This window comes from Desulfamplus magnetovallimortis, assembly GCF_900170035.1.
Classification (GTDB): domain Bacteria; phylum Desulfobacterota; class Desulfobacteria; order Desulfobacterales; family Desulfobacteraceae; genus Desulfamplus; species Desulfamplus magnetovallimortis.
On the sequence record NZ_LT828541.1, the window covers coordinates 354,025 to 357,193 of the forward strand.

The 3,169-nt window shown below is 37.9% G+C and carries 4 protein-coding genes; 2 read left to right on the top strand and 2 right to left on the bottom strand.

Going from position 1 to position 3,169, the window contains the following annotated elements; all coding sequences use genetic code 11:
- Positions 1-311 precede the first annotated feature (311 nt).
- Both MTBBW1_RS05665 and MTBBW1_RS05670 read left to right on the top strand, forming a co-directional pair.
- Positions 312-1,037: a DUF2279 domain-containing protein gene (locus MTBBW1_RS05665; RefSeq protein ID WP_186441102.1), complete on the top strand. Its 726-nt coding sequence runs from the start codon at positions 312-314 to the stop codon at positions 1,035-1,037.
- 143 nt (positions 1,038-1,180) lie between these two features.
- Positions 1,181-1,423: a hypothetical protein gene (locus tag MTBBW1_RS05670; protein WP_080800439.1), complete on the top strand. Its 243-nt coding sequence runs from the start codon at positions 1,181-1,183 to the stop codon at positions 1,421-1,423.
- Here the strand turns inward: MTBBW1_RS05670 and hgcB are convergent.
- Together hgcB and hgcA are read right to left on the bottom strand one after the other, a co-directional pair.
- A complete protein-coding gene (hgcB, locus tag MTBBW1_RS05675; RefSeq protein ID WP_250697391.1) occupies positions 1,362-1,652 on the bottom strand; it encodes a mercury methylation ferredoxin HgcB in 291 nt (96 codons plus the stop codon). The two genes, MTBBW1_RS05670 and hgcB, sit on opposite strands and share 62 nt — an antisense overlap.
- Positions 1,653-1,766: 114 nt before the next feature.
- The gene (gene hgcA, locus MTBBW1_RS05680) at positions 1,767-3,005 is read right to left on the bottom strand and encodes a mercury methylation corrinoid protein HgcA (protein WP_245809272.1); all 1,239 of its coding nucleotides are present in this window, start codon (positions 3,003-3,005) and stop codon (positions 1,767-1,769) included.
- Positions 3,006-3,169 lie beyond the last annotated feature (164 nt).

Here is a 3,169-nt window from a genome sequence, read left to right on the forward strand (position 1 = left end):
TAAATAGAGTGATATCAATCAGTTAATATCTATGAACCGATTTGTTTTTTTGCATATATAGTTTTCCAGATAAAAGTAATGTTATGTCAACCTTTTATATTGCATAGCAATACCGTGTGATGTATTAGGATATGGGTGTTTGTCTATTCCATCCAAAATATACCTTTTTGCGCGCTGTGTAAAAATAACCTACCAGGAATATTATGAAATCTTTATTCTTTTGCATATTTTTTTCCTTGATTACCATGACCGGTTCTGCCCAGGAACCTGTTAACAAATGCGCATCAGAACTTTCCATATATGAGCAAAATATGAAAAGCCTTTCAGTGTCCCTGGCAGGAATCGGAGTTATTACGGCTTGGGGAGTTTTGAAATGGGATTATTTCTCTCAAGCACCTCACGCCGGTTCTGAAGGATGGTTTGCAAATACAACCGAAGAAGGAGGAGCGGATAAGTTAGGGCATCTTTATACAAGTTATGCAGTTTCTCGCGGTCTGTCATCTTTATATGAAAACTGGTGCTTTACAAAAGATAATGCCGCATTATATGGCTCGCTTTCATCATTTGCCATTATGGGATATATGGAGTTTGGGGATTCTTTTAGTGAATATGGATTTTCCTATGAAGATATGATTTCAAATTTTCTGGGATGCACTGCGGGTTATTTACTGCATAAAAATCCTGATCTTGCCAGCAAATTTGATTTAAGGTGGGAATATGGATTTGAGCCTGACGATGCAGATTTTTCAACAGATTATGAAAATTCAAAATATCTGCTTGCATTAAAATTTAATGGATTTGAAACAATAAACAAGACATTTTTAAAACATTTTGAATTGCATATGGGTTATTATGTTCGTGGCTTTTCAGATGATGAAGTCAAAAAAGAACGAAATATATATTTTGGCATCGGTCTAAATCTGACAGATTTATTTCGGCGATATTCTTGGAAAAAAACAGCAACACTTCTAAATTATATTCAAATACCAGGAACTTATCTTCAATATAAACATGGCTTCAGTGTTACAGGATTTTAATCTTATCAAGAAATTGTCAATTTAAACAACAGGCGAACTTTACAGGTCAAAGGTTTGAGATTTCTAATTGGTAATATTCTCAAAATCGACATCTTAGTGTTTTTTCAGCAACTATTGAATTTGTCTGAATCAGGATAACCAAGATGGATAGGATGTTCAGGATAGATAATCCTGCTTATCCTGTTAATCCTGGGAATCTTGATTCAGACAGTTTTGACAAGGCTTACAAGATCATAGGTGTCAACTTTGAGAATATGATACTTGATCATTCCTTTAACTATTATCCGCTATTCACAGATTCCATATCGCAAGTAAAGCAAAACATCAGCAACATCCTCCAGAACCACATGATGCTTTTTCCTTTCCTTTTATCCAGACCTGGATAATATAAGCAGCTCAGCCAACTCCTGGGGTGACATTCAAAGCATAAACAGGGCAGTTATTAACGCAGGCACCACATTCCATGCATCCATCCAGATCCACAATCACGGCTTTTCTCTCTTTCATCTCAAAGACTCCGTGGGGGCAGACCACTGTACACAGGGAGCAACCAATACACTTTTCCTGGTCAATTACAAGAGTTGACACATCTTCTATATATCGCAAATCCCGCATGATGTACCTCTTTCAGCAATTTCATTTTTCTTTAAGAAACCACTTGTATTTTTAAGGTTCTTAATGAGTTTTATTTTTCAATTATGACACGCACATACCATCTATTGCAAAAATTCAGAATGCCGAAGATATCCATAAAATAGAAGCAATAACAATGGCTATGATTTGAAAAGGCATAAAACACTTCATCTCTTTTTCAACACCGGAAGGTGAAGTAAACGGGGTGGCTCCGGTAAAATTCATGGAGAGAAAAGAGGTAACAGCAGTGGTAAAAAGAAAAACAGCCACCATACCTGATTTTCCAATGGAAGATAAAAGTTCCGGTGAAAAGAGATGTGCAAACCATAGCCCGTAAGCGGACGCAATGGAACCTGTGATAATTCCTTTTGGTGCAAAGCTTTTAAAGGGAATGAATGGAAGCAACGCAGGTGTAATAACCGCACCTGTCACAATAGCAGCGAGAAGAAATCCAAGAGGCATGATTCCCCTCATCAAAGCTGCCTGAAATGAAAACAGATCATGCCCTATGCCGGATATCATGAATATTACTATAGCGGTTATCAATGCAGGTTTTAATGCACAGTTAACCTCAATGGGAGTAAGAATAAGGCGTTCATAAAAGTTGAAGCTAACCTGTCGCATTGCACTGTCAGCTTTTCTGCCATTTTCGATAAACCTGCCAATATCTTCAGCACGTATGGGACCGTATATAACCCTGAAACCCGATTGCTTTTTAACCTCTTCTGCACGAATACCTGTGGCACCCAACTGAGGAACAATGATGCGTCGATGGGAAACTATCTTTTCAAGCTCTGAAGCATGAATTCTATTAACCAGTTCACAAGTTGAAAAAGTCCCTTTACCTGCGGCACACCAAACATTTACCCCCTTTGTATCCAGAACAAGAATCCAGAGATTCTGACCTTTAAGGGAGCTTCTCAAAACATCAAATGTGAGCTTAAAATTGGCAGTAACAAGGACTTCAGAATTTTTATCCGGCTCTCCTGTGGCATAAAGACCCGGAGATATCCTATATTGATTCCTTGTAATTCCTGCCCGTACAATTGCAGTGGCAAATATATCCCTTAAATTCATATTTGTACTTACCAGCGGCACTTGACCAGCATCTGTTTGCACAAATCCAGTCACAAAACATTCCATTTTATACCCTGGGACGGCATACTTCTCTTTGAAATCAGGAGGGATAAAAGATACCGTTCCACAACAGAGAGAAGCATTAGAGGAAGATCTATTACTAACAACACTATTGTTGCCAACATTGAAATTTAAGGGCATTGAAGGAAGTATTTGAATGGCTTCTCCATGAAACTCTTTTTTATCATCAGCAAACATATTTTTTTACCTTACGATTTTCATAGGACATCATGCAAGTGCGACCCGACTTTAATACTCAAAGTCGACACCTATGATCTTGTAAGCCTTGTCAACACTGTCTGAATCAGGATTCCCAAGATTAACAAGATAAGGCAGGATTATCTATCCTGAGCATCCTATCT